Origin of the sequence: Streptomyces sp. SID4985 (assembly GCF_009863025.1) — a bacterium.
Lineage (GTDB): Bacteria > Actinomycetota > Actinomycetes > Streptomycetales > Streptomycetaceae > Streptomyces.
This window is the reverse complement of the sequence record NZ_WWIR01000381.1, coordinates 18,013-35,136: the sequence shown is the minus strand read 5'-3', so window position 1 is coordinate 35,136 and position 17,124 is coordinate 18,013. Positions and strand designations below refer to the sequence as shown.

General features: G+C 71.6%; 21 protein-coding genes. 8 read left to right on the top strand and 13 right to left on the bottom strand.

What is annotated here, in order from left to right; genetic code table 11:
• The first annotated feature begins 53 nt into the window (after positions 1–53).
• Together GTW40_RS16100 and GTW40_RS16095 are read left to right on the top strand one after the other, a co-directional pair.
• On the top strand, positions 54–869 hold the full coding sequence (locus GTW40_RS16100; RefSeq protein ID WP_237525541.1) for a helix-turn-helix transcriptional regulator: 816 nt from the start codon (positions 54–56) through the stop codon (positions 867–869).
• Positions 866–1,216 (top strand): cytidine deaminase, encoded by a 351-nt coding sequence (locus GTW40_RS16095; protein ID WP_161180875.1) that lies wholly within the window; start codon positions 866–868, stop codon positions 1,214–1,216. Before GTW40_RS16100 ends, GTW40_RS16095 begins: the two co-directional genes overlap by 4 nt.
• A 238-nt stretch (positions 1,217–1,454) precedes the next feature.
• Here GTW40_RS16095 and GTW40_RS16090 read toward each other — a convergent pair whose 3' ends face one another.
• Positions 1,455–1,793, bottom strand: a complete 339-nt coding sequence (locus tag GTW40_RS16090) for a P-II family nitrogen regulator (RefSeq protein ID WP_161180874.1) — start codon at positions 1,791–1,793, stop codon at positions 1,455–1,457.
• On the bottom strand, positions 1,790–3,079 hold the full coding sequence (locus GTW40_RS16085; protein WP_161180873.1) for an ammonium transporter: 1,290 nt from the start codon (positions 3,077–3,079) through the stop codon (positions 1,790–1,792). The genes GTW40_RS16090 and GTW40_RS16085 overlap by 4 nt, the downstream gene beginning before the upstream one ends.
• 221 nt (positions 3,080–3,300) lie before the next feature.
• On the opposite strand from GTW40_RS16085, the gene era reads away from it, so the two are divergent.
• Positions 3,301–4,254, top strand: coding sequence for a GTPase Era (era, locus tag GTW40_RS16080; protein WP_018545209.1), 954 nt, complete (start codon positions 3,301–3,303; stop codon positions 4,252–4,254).
• Positions 4,255–4,269: 15 nt separating this feature from the next.
• Here the strand turns inward: era and GTW40_RS16075 are convergent, their stop codons facing one another.
• Positions 4,270–5,223 carry an AraC family transcriptional regulator gene (locus GTW40_RS16075; RefSeq protein ID WP_161180872.1) on the bottom strand — a complete coding sequence of 318 codons (954 nt, stop codon included), beginning with the start codon at positions 5,221–5,223 and terminating at the stop codon, positions 4,270–4,272.
• A gap of 147 nt (positions 5,224–5,370) precedes the next feature.
• On the opposite strand from GTW40_RS16075, the gene GTW40_RS16070 reads away from it, so the two are divergent.
• Positions 5,371–6,129, top strand: coding sequence for an SDR family oxidoreductase (locus tag GTW40_RS16070; RefSeq protein ID WP_161180871.1), 759 nt, complete (start codon positions 5,371–5,373; stop codon positions 6,127–6,129).
• A 12-nt stretch (positions 6,130–6,141) separates the two neighbouring features.
• On the opposite strand, the gene GTW40_RS16065 is transcribed toward GTW40_RS16070, so the two are convergent.
• Genes GTW40_RS16065 through GTW40_RS16055 form a run of 3 tightly spaced genes read right to left on the bottom strand, consistent with a single transcriptional unit; the run spans position 6,142 to position 8,856 of the window.
• Complete coding sequence (locus GTW40_RS16065; RefSeq protein WP_161180870.1) at positions 6,142–7,458, bottom strand: GH1 family beta-glucosidase; 1,317 nt, start codon at positions 7,456–7,458, stop codon at positions 6,142–6,144.
• A 42-nt stretch (positions 7,459–7,500) separates the two neighbouring features.
• Complete coding sequence (locus GTW40_RS16060; protein WP_161180869.1) at positions 7,501–7,767, bottom strand: protealysin inhibitor emfourin; 267 nt, start codon at positions 7,765–7,767, stop codon at positions 7,501–7,503.
• Positions 7,768–7,788: 21 nt separating this feature from the next.
• Positions 7,789–8,856 (bottom strand): M4 family metallopeptidase, encoded by a 1,068-nt coding sequence (locus GTW40_RS16055; RefSeq protein ID WP_161180868.1) that lies wholly within the window; start codon positions 8,854–8,856, stop codon positions 7,789–7,791.
• A 299-nt stretch (positions 8,857–9,155) separates the two neighbouring features.
• On the opposite strand from GTW40_RS16055, the gene leuA reads away from it, so the two are divergent.
• Positions 9,156–10,877 (top strand): 2-isopropylmalate synthase, encoded by a 1,722-nt coding sequence (leuA, locus tag GTW40_RS16050; protein WP_161180867.1) that lies wholly within the window; start codon positions 9,156–9,158, stop codon positions 10,875–10,877.
• Between the two features lie 212 nt (positions 10,878–11,089).
• Positions 11,090–11,758 carry a TerB family tellurite resistance protein gene (locus GTW40_RS16045; protein ID WP_161180866.1) on the top strand — a complete coding sequence of 223 codons (669 nt, stop codon included), beginning with the start codon at positions 11,090–11,092 and terminating at the stop codon, positions 11,756–11,758.
• 70 nt (positions 11,759–11,828) lie between these two features.
• Here the strand turns inward: GTW40_RS16045 and GTW40_RS16040 are convergent, their stop codons facing one another.
• Positions 11,829–12,443, bottom strand: coding sequence for a PadR family transcriptional regulator (locus tag GTW40_RS16040; RefSeq protein WP_161180865.1), 615 nt, complete (start codon positions 12,441–12,443; stop codon positions 11,829–11,831).
• Between the two features lie 100 nt (positions 12,444–12,543).
• On the opposite strand from GTW40_RS16040, the gene GTW40_RS16035 reads away from it, so the two are divergent.
• A complete protein-coding gene (locus tag GTW40_RS16035) occupies positions 12,544–13,710 on the top strand; it encodes an FAD-dependent monooxygenase (protein WP_161180864.1) in 1,167 nt (388 codons plus the stop codon).
• A 42-nt stretch (positions 13,711–13,752) separates the two neighbouring features.
• On the opposite strand, the gene GTW40_RS16030 is transcribed toward GTW40_RS16035, so the two are convergent.
• From GTW40_RS16030 to GTW40_RS16015, 4 genes are all read right to left on the bottom strand, one after another.
• On the bottom strand, positions 13,753–14,130 hold the full coding sequence (locus tag GTW40_RS16030) for a hypothetical protein (protein ID WP_161180863.1): 378 nt from the start codon (positions 14,128–14,130) through the stop codon (positions 13,753–13,755).
• A complete protein-coding gene (locus GTW40_RS16025; protein WP_161180862.1) occupies positions 14,127–14,432 on the bottom strand; it encodes a hypothetical protein in 306 nt (101 codons plus the stop codon). The genes GTW40_RS16030 and GTW40_RS16025 overlap by 4 nt, the downstream gene beginning before the upstream one ends.
• Before the next feature lie 61 nt (positions 14,433–14,493).
• The gene (locus GTW40_RS16020; protein WP_161180861.1) at positions 14,494–15,090 is read right to left on the bottom strand and encodes a DUF1700 domain-containing protein; all 597 of its coding nucleotides are present in this window, start codon (positions 15,088–15,090) and stop codon (positions 14,494–14,496) included.
• A complete protein-coding gene (locus GTW40_RS16015) occupies positions 15,087–15,461 on the bottom strand; it encodes a PadR family transcriptional regulator (protein WP_161180860.1) in 375 nt (124 codons plus the stop codon). Before GTW40_RS16015 ends, GTW40_RS16020 begins: the two co-directional genes overlap by 4 nt.
• Positions 15,462–15,550: 89 nt before the next feature.
• On the opposite strand from GTW40_RS16015, the gene GTW40_RS16010 reads away from it, so the two are divergent.
• Positions 15,551–16,003 carry a protein phosphatase gene (locus tag GTW40_RS16010; protein ID WP_161180859.1) on the top strand — a complete coding sequence of 151 codons (453 nt, stop codon included), beginning with the start codon at positions 15,551–15,553 and terminating at the stop codon, positions 16,001–16,003.
• Between the two features lie 111 nt (positions 16,004–16,114).
• On the opposite strand, the gene GTW40_RS16005 is transcribed toward GTW40_RS16010, so the two are convergent.
• Both GTW40_RS16005 and GTW40_RS16000 read right to left on the bottom strand, forming a co-directional pair.
• On the bottom strand, positions 16,115–16,405 hold the full coding sequence (locus GTW40_RS16005; protein WP_161180858.1) for a hypothetical protein: 291 nt from the start codon (positions 16,403–16,405) through the stop codon (positions 16,115–16,117).
• A gap of 144 nt (positions 16,406–16,549) precedes the next feature.
• Positions 16,550–17,092 carry an NUDIX domain-containing protein gene (locus GTW40_RS16000; protein ID WP_161180857.1) on the bottom strand — a complete coding sequence of 181 codons (543 nt, stop codon included), beginning with the start codon at positions 17,090–17,092 and terminating at the stop codon, positions 16,550–16,552.
• Positions 17,093–17,124 lie beyond the last annotated feature (32 nt).

Genomic DNA, 17,124 nt, shown 5'->3' with positions numbered 1-17,124 from the left:
CGGGTACGGGCACGGCGAGAAGTGAACGGCGCACGGAGCTGCGGGAGTTCCTGATGACCAGGCGCGCCCGGGTGAGTCCCCAGGAGGTGGGGCTCCCGGCGGGCGGGGTACGGCGCCGTACGCCGGGGCTGCGGCGCGAGGAGGTGGCCGTGCTCGCGGGCGTGGGCGCCTCCTGGTACCAGTGGCTGGAGCAGGGGCGGGACATCTCCGTCTCCCCGCAGGTCCTCGACGCGGTCGCGCGGGTGCTGCGGCTCAGCGACGCCGAGCGGCGGCACCTCTATCTGCTCGCCGGGCTGAACCCGCCCGCGCCCCAAGTCGCCCCGGACCGCCGGGACATGTGCGACGGGCTGCGGCGGCTGATCGACACCTGGATGCCGTATCCGGCGCACATCATGGACCGTTACTACAACTGCGTCATGTTCAACCACGCGGCCGTCGTGGTGCTCGGGATGGGGCGCGCGGGCGCCCCCGGGAACTGCCTGGTCGACTTCTTCACCGACCCGCTCTACCGGCTCCGCAGCCGGAGCTGGGAGCGCAACGCGCGCACCGTCGTCGCGCAGTTCCGGGCGATGTACGCCGCCTCCCCCGACGACGAGGGCTTCCAGGCCGTCCTCGCCGAAGTCGGCGCGGCCAGCCCCGAGTTCCGCCGGATCTGGGCCGAGCGGGACATCGAGGACCAGGGGCAGATCCGCAAGGAACTGGAACACCCCGTGGCCGGGCGGCTGGTCGTCGAGTCCACGGCGATGCAGGTGCCCGCACGGCCCGATCTGCTGGTGGTGCTGCACACCCCCCTGGACGAGGCCGACACTGCCGCCAAGCTGGAGTGGCTGGCGGGGGAGGGGTCCGCTGTTCGTATGCTCGGGGCATGAGCGAGAACGAGCTTGATCCTGAGGACCGGAAGATCGTGACGCTGGCGCGGTCGGTACGGGCGCGGAACGGCGTCGCCGAGGGGGCGGCGGTACGGGACGAGACGGGGCGGACGTACGCGGCGGGGTCTGTGGAGCTGCCGTCCCTGTCCCTGAGCGCGCTGCGTACGGCTGTTGCGATGGCGGTGGCTTCGGGGGCGAGGTCTCTTGAGGCGGCGGCGGTGGTGTCGGAGGCGGTGGCGGTCGCCCCGGCGGACCTCGCTGCGGTTGCCGACTTGGGAGGCGCGGGCACGCCGGTCCTCCTCGCTGCCCCGGACGGAGTCGTCTACCTGACCGTCCCCTCCGCCTGAGGCCCCCAGGGGGCTCCGCCCCCTGGACCCCCGTCTCGCCCACCACACCCACGCGTCTCGGGAGACTGAAGAGGGCACCGTCACGGGGTGGCTGCTCGGGTGGGTGAGAAGGCGCCCGGCGCCGGGAATGCCTCCGGCACGGCCTGCCGATCCGAGTTGCCGCCCCTCGCTGTGTGAGCGCCGTCAGCCGCCGACGTGAGCCGAGTACGGGTAAGGGCGGGCGGGTGGCCAAACTTGGTCAGAGCGCCGCAGGCCCCCGCTCCCCCGTCCGCACCCGCACCACCGTCTCCACCGGTACCGCCCACACCTTGCCGTCCCCGATGCGCCCGGTCCGCGCCGCTTCCACCACCGCCGAGATCGCGTCGTCGGCCACCGCGTCCTCGACCAGGACTTCGAGGCGGACCTTGGGGACGAGGTCGACCTGGTATTCCGCGCCCCGATAGACCTCGGTGTGGCCGCGCTGGCGGCCATAGCCGCTGGCCTCGGTGACGGTGAGGCCGTGGATGCCGAGGGCGCGGAGTGCCTCTTTGACCTCGTCGAGGCGGTGGGGCTTCACGACGGCGGTGATGAGCTTCATGCGGGGGTGCCGGCCTTCCGGACGGGGGCGCCATGGCCCAGGACCCCGTGATCGTAGGCGGTCTCGGCGTGCACCGTAAGGTCCAGGCCGGTCCGTTCGTGGTCCTCGCTCGCGCGCAGGCCCATCAGGCGGTCGAGGAGCTTCCCGAGGGCGTACGTCATCGTGAAGGCGTACGCGCCGACGGCGAGGACGGCCACCGACTGGCGGCCCAGCAGCGCGAAGCCGCCCCCGTGTAGCAGCCCCTCCACCCCGCCGGTCAGCGCGCGGTCCGCGAACAGCCCGATCAGCAGCGTGCCGATGATCCCGCCGACCAGATGGACACCGACCACGTCCAGGGAGTCGTCGTAGTTCAGCCGGAACTTCCAGCTCACGGCGTACGAGCAGACGACGCCCGCCGCGAGCCCGACCACCAGCGCGCCCAGCAGGGAGACGACCCCGCAGGCGGGGGTGATCGCGACAAGACCCGCCACCGCGCCCGAGGCCGCGCCGAGTGTCGTCGGGTGGCCGTCCCGCTTCTGCTCGACCAGGAGCCAGCCGAGGAGCCCGGTGCAGCCGGCGGCGAGGGTGTTGAGGAAGGCCGCCGCGGCGAGCCCGTTCGCGCCGAGCGCGGAGCCCGCGTTGAAGCCGAACCAGCCGAACCAGAGCAGACCGGCACCAAGGACCACAAAAGGAATGTTGTGCGGGCGCATCGCGTCCTTCTTGAAGCCCAGCCGCGGTCCGAGGACCAGGCACAGCGCGAGCCCCGAGGCGCCCGAGGTGATCTCCACCGGCAGCCCGCCCGCGAAGTCCAGCGCGCCCAGGCCGTCGCCGCCTATCCAGCCGCCCGGACCCCACACCCAGTGCGCGACCGGAACGTATACGAGCAGGGTCCACAGCGGCACGAACACCAGCCACGCCGGGAACCGCGTCCGGTCCGCCACCGCCCCGCTGATCAGCGCCGCCGTGATGATCGCGAAGGTGAGCTGGAAGGTCGCGAAGAGGAGGGTGGGGACCGTGCCGTGGAGGGAGGAGGGGCCGATGTGGGCCATGCCCGCCTCGCGCAGGTCGCCCAGCAGGCCCGCGCCCAGGTCCGCGCCGAAGGCCAGCGAGTAGCCTCCCGCCAGCCACACCACCGTGACCAGGGCGATGGACACGAAGCTCATCATCAGCATGTTGAGCACGCTCTTCGCGCGCACCATGCCGCCGTAGAAGAGGGCCAGGCCCGGGGTCATCAGCAGGACCAGGGCGGTGGCGGCGAGCAGCCAGGCGGTGTCGCCGGAGTCGGCGTGCGCGGCGGCGAGGGTCACGGGCGTCTCCGGCGGTCGGGAGAGGGGGCGGGGGCTCGTCAGAGGGTCACCGGTCCGCGTTTCCGGGCGCCTACGAGGGCGTTACCGTGATGTTTCGGAGAGTGACGCCCACCGTCCAGGAGCGCGGGAATCCGACCGGTGACGCTCCCGGAAGCCCCCTCCACCGCACCCCCACACCCGCCCGTGCGGCGCCGCTCCGTGGATCAGGGAGAATGGTCGGCATGAGCGTTCGTACCCAGTCATCCGAGCGGTCGGGCGACAGCGTCCACCGCGCAGGCTTCGCGTGCTTCGTGGGCCGCCCCAACGCGGGCAAGTCCACCCTCACGAACGCTCTCGTCGGGCAGAAGGTCGCGATCACCGCGAACCAGCCGCAGACGACGCGGCACACGGTGCGCGGCATCGTCCACCGCGACGACGCCCAGCTGATCCTGGTGGACACCCCCGGCCTGCACAAGCCGCGCACGCTGCTCGGCGAGCGGCTGAACGACGTGGTGCGCACCACCTGGGCCGAGGTCGACGTGATCGGCTTCTGCCTCCCGGCGAACGAGAAGCTCGGCCCCGGCGACCGGTTCATCGCCAAGGAGCTGGCCGGGATCAAGAAGACCCCCAAGGTCGCGATCGTCACCAAGACGGACCTGGTCGACTCCAAGGCCCTCGCCGAGCAGCTCATCGCCATCGACCAGCTCGGCAAGGAGCTGGGCTTCGAGTGGGCCGAGATCGTGCCGGTCTCGGCGGTCGGCGACAAGCAGGTGGGTCTGCTGGCCGACCTGATCGTCCCGCTGCTGCCCGAGGGCCCGGCGCTCTACCCCGAGGGCGACCTCACCGACGAGCCCGAGCAGGTCATGATCGCGGAACTGATCCGCGAGGCCGCGCTGGAAGGCGTGCGCGACGAGCTGCCGCACTCCATCGCCGTGGTCGTCGAGGAGATGCTGCCCCGCGAGGACCGCCCGGCCGACAAGCCGCTGCTCGACATCCACGCGAACGTCTACATCGAGCGCCCCAGCCAGAAGGGCATCATCATCGGCCCCAAGGGCAAGCGCCTGAAGGACGTCGGCATCAAGTCCCGCAAGCAGATCGAGGCGCTGCTCGGCACGCCGGTCTTCCTCGACCTCCATGTGAAGGTCGCCAAGGACTGGCAGCGCGACCCCAAGCAGCTCCGCAAGCTCGGCTTCTGACGGGCGTTTCACCGTCTACGTCAGCACCCCCGCCGGACTCCGCGCCGCCTTCCGCAGCCGTGCCGCGTCCTGGCTCGGCGGGGCCCCGAACTGGCGCCGGTACTCCCGGCTGAACTGCGACGGATTGTCGTAGCCCACGCGCCGCCCGACCCCGGTGATGTCACCGGGACGGGTCGCGAGGAGCAGCCGGGCCTCCTGGAGCCGGATCTGCTTCTGGAACTGGATGGGGCTCATCGCCGTCACCGCCTGGAAGTTGCGGTAGAACGCCGAGACGCTCATCCCGGACAGCCGTGCCACGTCCGCCACCCGGAAGGGCTCCGCGTAGTGCTCGCGGATCCAGCCGACGGCCCGTGAGACATGGCTGAGCTCGCTGTCGGGCAGGCCGAGCTGGCGGACCGTCGCGCCCTGCTCCCCGGTGATCAGCCGCCACAGGATCTCCCGCTTGACCAGCGGTGCCAGTACGGCCCGGTCGCGGGGCTCGTCCAGCAGGCGCAGCAGCCGTACGACCGCGTCCAGCAGCGTGGCGGGCGCGTCGCTGACGGCGATGCCCGAGGGTGTGCCCTGCACCGCGCGGGGGAGGTCCCCGGGGGCCGCCCGGAGCAGCAGTTCGGCGACGGCCGAGGGGTCCAGGGTGAGGCCGAAGCCGAGGGCCGGGTGGCCGGGTTCCACGCGGGTGAAGTGTCCCGTCACCGGCAGGTCGACCGACGCCACCAGATACTGCCCGGCGCCGTACGTGAACACCCGGTCGCCGAGGGCCAGTTGCTTCGCGCCCTGCGCGATCACCGCCAGAACCGTCCCCGACATCGAGGGCTGCGGGGGATCGGGACGGTCCACCCGTGAGATGAGGACGCCCTCGATCGCCGTGGTCCAGTCGGGCCGCACATGCCGCTCCAGCAGGGCGCGCAGCTCCTCCAGCAGTACTTCCGCTCGTGTGCCCGCGTGTGCGTCAGCGCGTCTCTCGTCCGGCATACCGCCATTGCAGCACCTCCGGCCGCCCTGGCTCCCGCGCACGCGAGGATCGTGCAGGTACGGAGGAGGATCGTTCTACGTTTTCGCAGGTCAGAGGCGCCTAATGGAGGGAGGAAGTCCATCGGCCCTCACTCCTGGAGGAATCCCATGCAGGTCGCCATCGTCACCGGAGCCAGCTCCGGCATCGGACGCGCCGCCGCCGTCGAGATCGCCAAGCGCGGTATCGGTGTCGTCCTCACCTACGGCCGCAACCGGCAGGGCGGGCTCGACACCGTCGCCGCCGTCGAGAAGGAGGGCGGCACGGCCGTCGCGCTGCCGCTGGACCTCGGCGCGTCCGGCACGTTCGACGCCTTCCGCGACACCGTGGCCGGCGTGCTGCGCGACACCTGGCAGCGGGACACCTTCGACCACCTGGTCAATAACGCCGGGCTCGCCCAGTCCGCGCTGATCGAGGACATGACCGAGGACGCCTTCGACGTGCTGACACGGGTGTTGCTGAAGGGGCCGTACTTCCTGACCCAGAAGCTGGTGCCGCTGATGGCCGACGGGGGTGCGATCGTCCACACAAGCAGCAGCTCGGCGACGGCCGCCTCCCCGGAGCCCGGCTACTCCGCCTACGCGGCCCTGAAGGGCGGCCTCAACGTGCTGACCCGGTACATGGCCAAGGAGTTCGCCCCGCGCGGCATCCGCGTCAACGCCGTCTCGCCCGGCCCGACCCGCACCCGCCTCGGCGACGACGGCTTCACCCGCTTCCCGGAGGTGATCCCGGCCCTCGCCGCGCGCACCGCGTTCGGCCGGGTCGGCGAGCCCGAGGACGTCGGCGCGCTGATCGCCACCCTGGTCTCCGACGAGAGCCGCTGGGTCACCGCGCAGAACATCGAGGTGTCGGGCGGCTACGACCTCTAGGCGCGTACGACCCTAGCCGCGCAGGCTCCGCAACAGCTCCTGGTACCAGCGGTACGACGCCTTCGGGGTGCGCTCCCGCGTCGCGAAGTCCACGTGGACCAGACCGAAGCGGCGGGCGTACCCCTCGGCCCACTCGAAGTTGTCCAGCAGGGACCACACGAAGTACCCGCGCACGTCCACCCCGGCGGTCAACGCGCCGTGCAGGGCGCGGACATGGGTGTCCAGGTAGACGATGCGCTCCTGGTCGTCGAGGCCCTCGTACGAGCAGCCGTTCTCGGTGATGACGATCGGCGGGAGCCGGTCACCGTAGCGGTCGCGGAAGCCGGTGAGCAGCTCGGTGAGGCCCTCGGGGACCACCGGCCAGCCGAAGTCGGTGACCGGGTAGCCCTCGATCTCCTTGAGGGAGAAGGGGAGTTCGGCCGGGACGGTGACTCCGCCGAACTCGGTGTCGGTGCCCTGCGGGGCGCCCACCCGGGTCGGCGCGTAGTAGTTGATCCCGTACCAGTCCACCGGCTCCCCGATGATCCGGGCGTCCGCGTCGGGGTCGCCCGGCATCAACTCCCCGATGCCCTCCGGGTACTGGCCCAGGATGACCGGCTCCGCGAACATCCGGTTCAGCAGGAGGTCGTAGAAGGCGGCGGCCTCCTGGTCGGCCGGGTCGGTGGAGGCGGGCCAGGTGGGGCCGTGGGAGTTGGCGATGCCGACGCTCGTCGCCCCGGCCGCGCGCAGGGCGCGTACCGCGAGTCCGTGGCCCAGGAGTTGGTGGTGGGCGGCCGGAAGCGCGTCGAACAGCAGCCGCTTGCCCGGCGCGTGGATGCCGAGCGCGTGGCCCAACAGGGTGTGTTCGGCAGGCTCGTTGAGGGTGATCCACTGCCCCACCCGGTCCCCGAGCCGCTCCGCGACCCGCGCCGCGTGATCCGCGAACCGGTGTGCCGTGTCCCGCTCCAGCCAGTCCAGCGAGGCGGGCAGATCCCAGTGGAACAGCGTCGGCACGGGCCGCACGCCCGCCGCACACAGCGCGTCCACCAGCCGGTCGTAGAAGTCCAGGCCGCCCGGCGACTCCACCCGCGGCCAGGAGACGGAGAACCGGTACGCGTCCACCCCCAGCTCCGCCAGCAGCGCCACATCCTCCGGCCAGCGGTGATAGTGGTCGCACGCGACCGCCGCCGTCGACCCGTCCCTCACCCGCCCCGGCTCGGCGGTGAACACGTCCCACACCGACGGCTCCCGCAGCCCGACGGCCCCCTCGATCTGATGCGCCGAGGTGGACACCCCCCACAGAAACCCGTCGGGAAACCGGGGCACAGGACCGCGCGCGTCAGTCGCCATGCGGGGATCATCCGTACGCCCGAGGCGCTGAGTCAACAGCGCCTACGCGCCTTCCTTCAGTACCCGCGACACCAACTCCCGCTGTGCGTCGGTCAGTCGGGGATCGGCGGCGTGGATCGTGCGGCCGTCGACCGTGATCTCGTAGTGGAAGCCGTCGGGGACGCCAGGGGGTGGCGTGGTGGGCGCGGAGGCCAGGGCGCGTTCGGCCAGGGAGCGGAGTTCCGCCGCGTCGGGGCGGGCCGAGGTGTCGATCTCGGCCCGCCGCTCGATGCCCGCGAAGCCGCCCGTGCGCCGTACTTGGATACGCATGGGGACCTGTCTAGTACGTAACTAGAGCGTCCGCACCCCGACTTCCTCCCACGCCTTCTCCACGGCCTGGAGTTCCGCGCCCGCGCCGAACCGCTCGCGGGCCGCCTTCACGGTGAGGGTGGCGAAGTCGCTGAACTGGGCGTCCTGTTCGAGGGCGCCGCCGGTCAGCACGTCGTACCAGATGTGGCCGGCCTTCTCCCAGGCGTAGCCGCCGATGGCGGAGGCGACGAGGTAGAAGGCGCGGTTGGGGATGCCGGAGTTGATGTGGACGCCGCCGTTGTCCCGGCCGGTGTGGACGTAGTGCTCCATGTCGGCGGGCTGGGGGTCCTTGCCGAGGACGTCGTCGTCGTAGGCGGTGCCCGGTTCCTTCATGGAGCGCAGGGCCTTGCCGGTGACGCGCGGGGCGAGCAGGCCCGCGCCGATCAGCCAGTCGGCGTCGGCGGCGGTCTGGCCGAGGGTGTACTGCTTGATCAGTGAGCCGAAGACATCGGAGAGCGACTCGTTGAGCGCGCCGGACTGGCCGAAGTAGGCGAGGTTGGCGGTGTACTGCGTGACGCCGTGGGTGAGTTCGTGGCCGATGACGTCGACCGGGATGGTGAAGTCGAGGAAGATCTCGCCGTCCCCGTCGCCGAACACCATCTGGTCGCCGTTCCAGAAGGCGTTGTCGTAGTCCTTGTCGAAGTGCACGGTCGCCTTCAGGGGCAGGCCGCTGTCGTCGATGGAGTGGCGGCCGAACGCCTTCAGATACAGCTCGAAGGTGGCGCCGAGTCCCGCGTACGCGCGGTTGACGGTGGCGTCGGAGCCGGGCTCGGAGCCCTCCGCGCGGACCCGGTGTCCGGGCAGGTTCTGGGTGTGCCGGGCGTCGTAGATCGTGCGGTGCGGCTTGTCGGCGGCGGCGCCGTGCGGCTCGACGGCGGCCGCGCCGACCACGGTGGTCAGCCGCCGCCGGGTGCGCTCGAACGCGTCGCGCTCCAGGGAGCGGCGGGCCGGGCCCGACACGCTCGGGTCGGCGTCCTGGGCGAGCTTGTCGAGGACGTGCGGCGGGACGATCGTGCAGAAGACGGGCTCGAAGCCCCCGTGGGTACTCATACCTGGAAATGCTTGCACTGCGTGACATCAAAGTCACTAGTTGCCACCGCGATTGATGAAATGCGGGGATATCGGTCATCACTCCGCGTCACTAGATGCTATGGGCCGGTTCCGCATGCTGATACGCCCCGGCGCGTCCGGAACGGCTCGGCTAGGCTGCCCAGCATCATGCGATTCGGGCTGCTTCTCCTTAGCTGCCGCGGCGAGGGCCTGTAGACAAGGCCGACCCCCTCCCCGCGGTGCTCTGGCGTTGCGTCGTCGGCCGTCCATCCGGACCTTTCCGAGGAGCCCACGCGATCATGGCCAACCGCCAGCAGCCCAGCCCCATGCCGACCCACAAGTACGGCCGGTACGACCAGGTCGACCTCTCCGACCGCACCTGGCCGCAGCGGCGGATCACCACCGCCCCCCGCTGGCTCTCCACCGACCTGCGCGACGGCAACCAGGCGCTGATCGACCCGATGTCCCCCGAGCGCAAGCGCCGGATGTTCGACCAACTGGTCAGGATGGGCTACAAGGAGATCGAGGTCGGCTTCCCGGCCTCCGGCCAGACCGACTTCGACTTCGTGCGCTCCATCATCGAGGAGGAGGGCGCGATCCCCGAGGACGTGACGATCTCCGTCCTGACCCAGGCCCGCGAGGACCTGATCGAGCGGACCGTGGAGTCCCTGAAGGGCGCCCGCCGCGCGACCGTCCACCTGTACAACGCGACCGCGCCGGTCTTCCGCCGGGTCGTCTTCCGCGGTTCCAAGGACGACATCAAGCAGATCGCCGTCGACGGCACCCGCCTGGTGATGGAGTACGCGGAGAAGCTGCTGGGCCCCGAGACCGAGTTCGGCTACCAGTACAGCCCGGAGATCTTCACCGACACCGAGCTGGACTTCGCGCTGGAGGTCTGCGAGGCGGTGATGGACGTCTACCAGCCGGGTCCGGGCCGCGAGATCATCCTCAACCTGCCCGCCACGGTGGAGCGTTCGACCCCGTCCACGCACGCGGACCGCTTCGAGTGGATGGGCCGCAACCTCTCCCGCCGCGAGCACGTCGTCCTGTCCGTGCACCCGCACAACGACCGGGGTACGGCGGTGGCGGCGGCCGAGCTGGCGCTGATGGCCGGCGCCGACCGCGTCGAGGGCTGTCTGTTCGGGCAGGGCGAGCGCACCGGCAACGTCGACCTGGTGACCCTGGGCATGAACCTGTTCTCGCAGGGCGTCGATCCGCAGATCGACTTCTCCGACATCGACGAGATCCGTCGTACGTGGGAGTACTGCAACCAGATGGAGGTCCACCCGCGCCACCCGTACGTGGGCGACCTGGTCTACACGTCCTTCTCCGGCTCCCACCAGGACGCCATCAAGAAGGGTTTCGACGCCATGGAGGCCGACGCGAAGGCGAAGGGCGTCACGGTCGACGACCTGGAGTGGGCGGTGCCGTACCTGCCCATCGACCCCAAGGACGTGGGCCGCTCCTACGAGGCCGTGATCCGGGTCAACTCGCAGTCCGGCAAGGGCGGTGTGTCGTACGTCCTGAAGAACGACCACAAGCTGGAGCTGCCGCGCCGGATGCAGATCGAGTTCTCGAAGATCATCCAGGCGAAGACGGACGCCGAGGGCGGGGAGATCACGCCGCGCGACATCTGGGCGGTCTTCCAGGACGAGTACCTGCCGAACCCGGAGAACCCGTGGGGCCGTATCCAGGTGCGCACGGGCCAGTCGACCACGGACACCGACGGCGTGGACACGCTGACCGTCGAGGCCACGGTGGACGGCGCGGACACGGTCCTGACCGGTTCGGGCAACGGTCCGATCTCGGCCTTCTTCGACGCCCTGCAGTCCATCGGCGTGGACGTACGCCTGCTGGACTACCAGGAGCACACGATGAGCGAGGGCGCCTCCGCGCAGGCGGCCTCCTACATCGAGTGCGCGATCGGCGACAAGGTTCTGTGGGGTATCGGCATCGACGCGAACACGACACGTGCGTCGCTGAAGGCCGTCGTCTCCGCGGTGAACCGCGCGACCCGCTGACCCACCGCTGACCGGGCCTTTCGGCGCCCGGGCCGTCGTATACGACCTGTGTACGACGGCCCGGGCGCCGCTGTTCAGGTGGCGTATACCGGCCATCCCTCACACGGGGTAATGGGCCGGTCTCGTGCGAGGTGCTGACTCGGGCTCCGCAGTGTGGCTAACATCACGCCAGCGCGGCGATGTTGCCGCGTCGTTACGCGCGGAGGTGCGACGTGCTGCCAGTACGGGGACGAGACGGCCGTGCCGCCAGGGCTGCGCGCATTCTGGGCACCCGCACCACCTGGACTCCGGCCGGGGACGGCGAGTTCTTCTGCCCCGGCTGCGGCGGCGACCGCAACTACCAGCGGATGACGGGCCACGTCCGCCTGACCCTCCTCGGCGTACCGGTCCTGTCACGCGGCGAGACCGGCCCGGTGGTGGAGTGCGCGGCCTGTCAGCGGCACTACGGCCTCGACGCCCTCGACCACCCCACCTCGCGCCGCCTCTCCGCGATGCTGCGGGACGCGGTCCACACGGTCGCCCTCGCGGTCCTGGTGGCCGGCGGCACCGCCTCCCGCGCCCCTGTCGCCAAGGCCGCCGCCACCGTCCGCGCGGGCGGCGTCGAGGACTGCGCGGAAGAGGAACTGGCCGCTCTGGCCGACGCGGCGGGCCCCTACGGCGCGGGCCTCGCCCTCGAACTCCACACCACCCTCGACCCCCTGGCCCCCCACCTCGCGGCCCCCGGCCGCGAGGCCCTCTTCCTCGACGCGGCCCGCATCGCCCTGGCGGACGGCCCGTACACCCCGGCGGAGCAAGGCGCACTGGCCGCGATCGGCGCGGCGCTGCTGCTGGGGGCGGGGGAGACGGGGCGGCTGCTGGAGGTGGCGCGGCGGAGGTTCTGACGGGGCGGCCGGGAACGCCCCTCGCAGCCGATCGGACTGCCCAGGGCCGGGCCGCACCCGGCCGGACCGCTCACGGCTGCCCGTGTTCCGGTTCGTCGAACGCCGCTGGGGTCTGGTCGGACCAGGTGAGGCGGCCGTCGGCCAGGTCGCGGACGACGGAGCGCAGCCACTGTTCCTCGGCCGCGGCGATCGTGCGCAGGTAGTCGAGTTCGAGGGTGGAGACCCGGGGGAGACCGCGCCCGGCCTCGGCGGCCAGGGCTGCTTCGAGGGCGGCCCTGTTCCTCTCGACGTGGTCGAGGCGCTGCCGCAGGACGTCCCGTGCCTCGGGCGGCGTGAGCATGAGGACGTAGGAGAGCGCGGCCGGGAACTCGGGGTACTCCTGCCGCGGCACGGTGAGCATCCGCTCCAGCCACTGACGGGTGACCGCCCGTCCGGCATCGGTGATCTCGTACACCGTCCGCTCGGGGTACTGCTGATCGCGTTCGGTCTGCCGGACGGCGATCAGACCGGCCTCCCGCAGCCGCTCGATCGTGCGGTAGAGCCCGGCGCGCTGGCCCACGTTGACGACCTGGTCCTTGCCCCACTGCTTGATCAGCCGCTGGATGCCGTACGGGTGCAGCGGCTTGTGGTGCAGCAGGGCCAGCACGGTCAGGGCGAGGGGCGAACTGCGTACGGGGCTGCTCATGGCGTCATGGTAGCCACGGGAAAACTAGTTGACCAGAGACTAGTTGCACTGCAACTATGAAGCCATCGCGCATTCTTCACGTCGAACCACGGGAGGGGTCATGGACAAGGTCAGGACCGCGTTGGTGATCGGCGGCGGGATCGCCGGTCCCGTCACCGCGCTCGCGCTGCGCGGGGCGGGGATCGAGGCGACCGTCTTCGAGTCGCACCCGGCCGCCGCGGCCGACGGCGTCGGCGCCATGCTGAGCCTCGCGCCCAACGGGATCGACGCCCTGCGCGCCGTCGGCGCCGACGCGGCGGTCGAGGCCGTCGGGCAGCCGGTGCCGGGGGTGGTGATGGCGGACGGCGGCGGAAACCGCCTCGCCGAGTTCCACGGCTTCCCCGGTCTGCCCGCCACCCGGGCCATGGCGCGTGCTGATCTGTTCCGCGCACTCTCCGACCACGCGAGCGCGGCAGGCATTCAATTCATCTACGGCAAACGCTTTGTGACGGCACATCAGACTCCGGACGCGGTCACCGCGACGTTCGCGGACGGCGGCACCGCCACCGCCGACATCCTCATCGGCGCCGACGGCATCCGCTCCACCGTCCGCACACTGATCGACCCGCACGCTCCGGGCCCCGAGTACGGCGGCGTGCTCAGCTTCGGCGGCTACGCGACCGGCAGCGGGGTCGAGGCGGAGCCGGGCAGCATGTACTTCGCCTTCGGCCGCACCTTCATCGGCCACTGGGCCCTGCCCGACGGCCGCATCGCCTGGTTCGCCGGTCTCCCGAGCGCCGAGCCGCGCACCTCGGCGGAGGTGGCCCGCGTTCCCGCCGCCCAATGGCTGGACACGCTGCGCGAGTTGTACGCCGGTCACACCCCGGGCCGGTCCCTGCTCGCCCACACCGCACCCGACGACCTGATCGCGGTCGGCCCGATGGAACGGATGCCGTCCGTGCCGCACTGGCACCGCGGCCGCATGGTCCTGGTCGGCGACGCGGCCCACGCCCCGTCCTCCAGCTCGGGCCAGGGCGCCTCGCTGGCCGCCGAGAGCGCCGTGGAGCTGGCCCGCTGCCTGCGTGACCTGCCCACGCCCGAGGCCGCGTTCGCCGCGTACGAGGCGCTGCGCCGCCCCCGCGTCGAGATGATCGGCGACGACGCCGCCGCCAAGAACAAGGCCAAGGCGGGCCACGCGGGCGGCAAGCCGGCCTTCCCGACCCCGGAGCGGATGTTCGCCCCGGTGCACCGCCACCACATCGAGTGGGACGAGCCGGTCAAGGACTGACGGGCTGACCCGGCGTCCCGCCCCGGCCGGCCCGTGTCGAGGTCAACTCCGCTTCAGCAGCCGGGCGATCCACCCTTCGCGGGGGCGGTTCTCCTCGTCCAGCGCCCGGCGTGCCGTCTCCGACGGGCCGAGCGGGGGATGGCCCGGCTGGTGGCGCTGCCAGGAGCGGGTCACTCTCCGCTCCAGCCCGGCGGCGTCGAACTCCTCGGTCCGGGCCAGGACGACCGGGCCCTCCCAGCCGTCGGGCGCGGTGAGGGCCAGGACACGGCCGTCGGGGGCGTAGGCCGTGTACTCGCCGTCCGCGACGTCGATCGCCTCCAGGTCGTTCGTGGCGTGCGCGAAGGACGCGTAGACGGACAGCCAGTCGTCGCGGTCGAAGATGAGCGCGGTCTCGGGAGGCAGGGGCTCGGTGCCGTTCACTGGTCCCCCCGGAGGAACGCCCGGTAGGCATCCGCGGCGTCGGGCTCCACGGTCGGCACGTCCGGTCCGTACCGCGTGTCGGTGCGGTCGCGCTTCGGGCCGGAGAGCCAGAAGGTGTCGTCCGTGTCTACGTCGTAGAAGTTCGCGTCGGACAGGCCGAGACCGGTACCGCGCCGCAGGGTCCGCCCTTGGAAGTAGGCCGTCTTCCAGGTCTTCGAGAAGTCCACCCAGCCGATCCAGGACGGTCCCCGGTCCGTGTCGTAACCCGTCTTGAGCTGCACGAACATGAGTTTGCGAGGCATGGCACCAGCTTGGCGGGGAGGGGGCGCGCCGTAAAGCGGATTTGCGCCCCGGACGACAGGCTCAGACGCGCCGTGCCCGCCACAGCCACGCCGTCGTACCGGCCAGCAGCACGAACACCGCCAGGTTGGCCAGGAGGGCCGGGGTGCCGGTGGCCGGGCCGGTGCCGGAGAGGTTGGCGGTGGCGAAGACGGCGCTGGGGAGGATGGTGGTGAGGAGGACGCCGGTGGTCTTCTGGACGGTGGTCCAGTGGCCCGAAGTGCACAGGAGCACCGCGCCGACGATGCGGAAGAGGACACCGAAGGCGGGCCCGGGAAGGTCGGGGAAGACCATCATGAAGGGCAGCGAGAGGGTCAGCATCAGGAGCGGGACCAGGGGGTGCACCTTGCCGCGCCGGACGGGTGCGTCCTCAACACCGTTGCCCAAAAAGACCGTTGGCCCGACCCCTGCCTCGGCCAGCGCGGTCGCCGCGATCGTGCGGGGGTCGCCCAGTCCCGCCAGGATCTCGCCGAGCGCGGTGCCGGGTCGCTCGGCGCGCGTCACCTCTATGTGCTCGGCCAGGTCGGCGAGGAGTTCCTGACGGCGCTCGGCGGGGAGCGCGGACGTCTCGCGCTCGACGGCGGAGAGGTAGTCGCGGACGGCGTCGGCAGAAGTCTTCATGCGAGGTCTCCGGTGGAAGAGGGCGGCGTGGCCAGGAAGGTGTCGACGGCGTCGCGGAAGCCGGGCCAGACGCGGGTGAACTCGTCCAGCGCGGCCCGGCCGCTGTCGGTGAGCGCGTAGTAGCGGCGGGGCGGTCCCGAGGGGGACTCCTGCCAGGTGGTGGTGACCAGGTCGTCGCGGCGGAGCCGGGAGAGCAGCGGGTAGACCGTGCCCTGACTGGTCGCCAGCGCGCCGGAGTCCTCCAGGGACTGCAGGAGTTCCACGCCGTAGCGGGGACGGTCCCGCATCAGCGCCAGCACGCAGTACTCCAGCACCCCCTTGCGCAGTTGGGCGGCCGCCCGGGCCTGCTTGGTCGAATCACCTGGTTCCATGCGATGCAAGATACCCGGCTAGGCAAGTCCAGGGAAGGGGGCGGTGTCGGCGCCGCCCGCTCGGCACTTCCGCCGAAATAATCACGGGCATGAGTGACGACCCGTCGACGCCTCCCTGGACCGAGGACGCGCCCGGCGTGCTCCGGCTCCCCTCCGGACGCCTGGTACGCGGCCGGGGCCTGCGCCGCCCCCTCGACCCCGCCGCACCCCCGCCCACCTACGGCGTCTACCTCCTCGGCAAGCAACCGCCCCCGGTCTCCTGGGAGTTCCAGTGGCTGCGCTGGCCAGACTTCCGCCTCCCGGCCGACCACATCGCCGCCCGAGCGGTCCTCACCGACGCGTGGGAGCGGGCCGCCGGTGACCGCGTGGAGTTCGCCTGCGGGGGCGGCCGGGGTCGCACGGGTACGGCGCTGGCCTGCGTGGCGGTGCTGGACGGCGTACCGGCGGGGGAGGCTGTGGCGTTCGTCCGGCGGCACTACGACCGGCACGCGGTGGAGACGCCTTGGCAGCGGCGGTATGTACGGAGGTTCGCGTCTCGCTGAGCTGTGGGGGACGACTTGTCAGCGGCTGAGTCCGGCAGCAGCTACCCAGCTGGAAAGCCCGGCGGCGGCAGCATCGGCCGGACGCATGGCGGGTGGTCGCCCCCGCTGGACCTAACGAGGCCCGTAGGGCGTGACGTGTGGCCGCGCGGGCTCAGGGGCGCCGAGGTCGACCATGGGCATGTGGCTGGTGACGACATCGACGCGGTGATGCCGGGCGTAGGCGGCCAGGGCGAGGGACAGCCTCGGTTCCGTGGCGGTCCGGCGCGCGGCCGCCGACATGTGGTGCAGCAGTCCCGGCGTCAGGCGGACGCGGCCCAGGAGCAGGCGGAGATTGTCCGGGCCGTGGTCGTCGGCCAGTTGCCGGGCGTGGAGAGGATCGGGTTTTTCGACGATGGTGGCCATGGCGCGGACCGGCCCGGTACCCGTGCAGATGACTCCCAGTGACTTCCCGCTCCAGCATCCGCATTGCTCGGTCGAGCGGGCCTTCCGGCCGACCAGATGGCGGGCCGCGTTCTGTGACCTGTTCGTCGGTCACCCGCTTCAGGGTCAGACCCAGGTGTAGTTCTCGTCGGTGACGGCGTCCAGAGCCGCGTTGGCGACGGCCGCCCGGGGGTCGGCGAGGGCCGCGAGGGCGGGGCCGATGGGCGGGAAGATCGGAAGCTCTGCGGTCTTGCGGTAGTCGATCCACTCGATCACGCCGACTTCGTGGCTTCCGTCGGGCAGCTCGTCCAACTCCTGCTCGGCGAGCGTCGCGCGGACGTCGGGGCTGATGTGGAAGCGGTGGATCAGGTGGAGCTTGCGCGGGGGTGGGGTGGGGCCGGGGCGGGTGACGCGCTGGTCGACGACCCACAGCAGATCCCCGCCTTCGGCCTGTGTGATGTCCAGGTCGAGTTCCTCGGCGAGTTCGCGGGCGAGGGCGGCGTCGAGGTCCTCCCCATGTTCGACGTTGCCGCCGGGCGGGGTGTAGTGGGTGGACTCGGCGCGGTCGCGGCGGATGAGGGCGACGTCGTCGCCGCAGAACACCAGGGCCCCGGTCCGGATCTTGATCCTGGAGAACGGGGCCGACGGGGTGTCGGGGGTGCTTGTCATGGCGGCCAGTATCGCGGCCGCCCCTGGGGTCC

What these genes read in the sequence shown, in the direction of transcription:
- GTW40_RS16100 (WP_237525541.1), top strand. Translation starts at nt 54, where the DNA reads ATGACCAGGCGCGCCCGGGTGAGTCCCCAGGAGGTGGGGCTCCCGGCG.
- GTW40_RS16095 (WP_161180875.1), top strand. Translation starts at nt 866, where the DNA reads ATGAGCGAGAACGAGCTTGATCCTGAGGACCGGAAGATCGTGACGCTG.
- GTW40_RS16090 (WP_161180874.1), bottom strand. Translation starts at nt 1,793, where the DNA reads ATGAAGCTCATCACCGCCGTCGTGAAGCCCCACCGCCTCGACGAGGTC.
- era (WP_018545209.1), top strand. Translation starts at nt 3,301, where the DNA reads ATGAGCGTTCGTACCCAGTCATCCGAGCGGTCGGGCGACAGCGTCCAC.
- GTW40_RS16075 (WP_161180872.1), bottom strand. Translation starts at nt 5,223, where the DNA reads ATGCCGGACGAGAGACGCGCTGACGCACACGCGGGCACACGAGCGGAA.
- GTW40_RS16070 (WP_161180871.1), top strand. Translation starts at nt 5,371, where the DNA reads ATGCAGGTCGCCATCGTCACCGGAGCCAGCTCCGGCATCGGACGCGCC.
- GTW40_RS16065 (WP_161180870.1), bottom strand. Translation starts at nt 7,458, where the DNA reads ATGGCGACTGACGCGCGCGGTCCTGTGCCCCGGTTTCCCGACGGGTTT.
- GTW40_RS16060 (WP_161180869.1), bottom strand. Translation starts at nt 7,767, where the DNA reads ATGCGTATCCAAGTACGGCGCACGGGCGGCTTCGCGGGCATCGAGCGG.
- GTW40_RS16055 (WP_161180868.1), bottom strand. Translation starts at nt 8,856, where the DNA reads ATGAGTACCCACGGGGGCTTCGAGCCCGTCTTCTGCACGATCGTCCCG.
- leuA (WP_161180867.1), top strand. Translation starts at nt 9,156, where the DNA reads ATGGCCAACCGCCAGCAGCCCAGCCCCATGCCGACCCACAAGTACGGC.
- GTW40_RS16040 (WP_161180865.1), bottom strand. Translation starts at nt 12,443, where the DNA reads ATGAGCAGCCCCGTACGCAGTTCGCCCCTCGCCCTGACCGTGCTGGCC.
- GTW40_RS16035 (WP_161180864.1), top strand. Translation starts at nt 12,544, where the DNA reads ATGGACAAGGTCAGGACCGCGTTGGTGATCGGCGGCGGGATCGCCGGT.
- GTW40_RS16025 (WP_161180862.1), bottom strand. Translation starts at nt 14,432, where the DNA reads ATGCCTCGCAAACTCATGTTCGTGCAGCTCAAGACGGGTTACGACACG.
- GTW40_RS16020 (WP_161180861.1), bottom strand. Translation starts at nt 15,090, where the DNA reads ATGAAGACTTCTGCCGACGCCGTCCGCGACTACCTCTCCGCCGTCGAG.
- GTW40_RS16015 (WP_161180860.1), bottom strand. Translation starts at nt 15,461, where the DNA reads ATGGAACCAGGTGATTCGACCAAGCAGGCCCGGGCGGCCGCCCAACTG.
- GTW40_RS16010 (WP_161180859.1), top strand. Translation starts at nt 15,551, where the DNA reads ATGAGTGACGACCCGTCGACGCCTCCCTGGACCGAGGACGCGCCCGGC.
- GTW40_RS16005 (WP_161180858.1), bottom strand. Translation starts at nt 16,405, where the DNA reads ATGGCCACCATCGTCGAAAAACCCGATCCTCTCCACGCCCGGCAACTG.
- GTW40_RS16000 (WP_161180857.1), bottom strand. Translation starts at nt 17,092, where the DNA reads ATGACAAGCACCCCCGACACCCCGTCGGCCCCGTTCTCCAGGATCAAG.